The organism is Aeromonas cavernicola, assembly GCF_002795305.1.
GTDB classification, from domain to species: Bacteria; Pseudomonadota; Gammaproteobacteria; order Enterobacterales; family Aeromonadaceae; genus Aeromonas; species Aeromonas cavernicola.
The window spans coordinates 1-1,098 of record NZ_PGGC01000043.1 but is presented as its reverse complement, the minus strand read 5'-3'; the positions used below and the strand labels follow the sequence as shown (position 1 = coordinate 1,098).

Sequence of the window (1,098 nt, the reverse complement as noted above, 5' to 3'; positions counted from 1 at the left end):
TTTTATCGCCAGCTCGATGCCAGCGCTCGGGCCGTGATGATCACCATCACCCAGGCTAATCAGGTTAATCAGAGAGAGGAAACCAGCAGCAGGCCACCGATGCGCGCCGCCCACTGCGCTGGAAATTGACATAAAAATCAATTGAGTGGTAACGAACCCAAATCACGATCAAGGGATGAAAATAGATGTCGGATGAGACTAAACCCTATATGGTAATACCAGCCATCAGCATCAAGGACGAGATGATGACAACACCAAAATTAAAGTCAACAATCAGCCACTTACTCGTTGCTAGCTGCCTTTTTTCAGCGGGCATGAGCGTGGCCGCGGACGATCTTTCCATCTTGATCCACGGTGCGTCGATCCACAGCGATTGTCAGCAGGGCAAAAGCAAAAAAAGTAAGCGGTGTGATTTTAATGATATCAACCCCGGCTTAGGGCTGGCGCGGGTGATCGCCGGTAATCAACAGACCGGCAAGCTGGCCTTGCGTGGCGGTGCCTATTACGACTCGTTAGAAGAGTTGGCCTATTACGGCGCTTTCTCTTATCGCAAAGAGTGGTATATCACCCCTCATGTGTTTGCGGGGCTGGGGTTGCAGGCGGGCTATCTCAATGGCTCTGGCATGCACGGCCTCGCCGCGTTACCCATGGCGACCCTAGGCTATAAATCGTGGGCGTTAGAGATAGGTTACGCCCCCAAGGTGGATTTTGTGCCCGGCCGAAAACACGTGGCCGTGACCACCTTTTCCTTAAGGTGGACCCTGTAACGGCGCACAGCGCGAGGCGCGATAGCCGTTCCCCCCCCAAAAATGTTGCCAAGAGGCGGCCCACATCTTAGCTGTGGGCCGCTTGCGTTTGCGCAGGACGGATGCGCTTGCCGCGCCATGCAGCGGATAGGCGGCATGACTAGGTGGTATGACTAGGCGTGATGGATTGGAGCTTGATTGAGGTGGGATCGATGGATGTCAGGCCGATTGCCATGGTTGCGCAGCGTGTCACTGACCAGATTTGCCTGATCCCTCGCTGCGGGGCCACGGAGGGTGATTTTTGCCGTGACGGCCCGCGCAGCAAGATCGAACTGGCGATAAAAACTGCCAT

1 protein-coding gene is annotated in these 1,098 nt (G+C 55.0%); it reads left to right on the top strand.

Going from position 1 to position 1,098, the window contains the following annotated elements; all coding sequences use genetic code 11:
- Positions 1–185: 185 nt before the first annotated feature.
- Positions 186–767, top strand: coding sequence for a hypothetical protein (locus tag CUC53_RS04740; RefSeq protein WP_236757870.1), 582 nt, complete (start codon positions 186–188; stop codon positions 765–767).
- Positions 768–1,098: the final 331 nt, after the last annotated feature.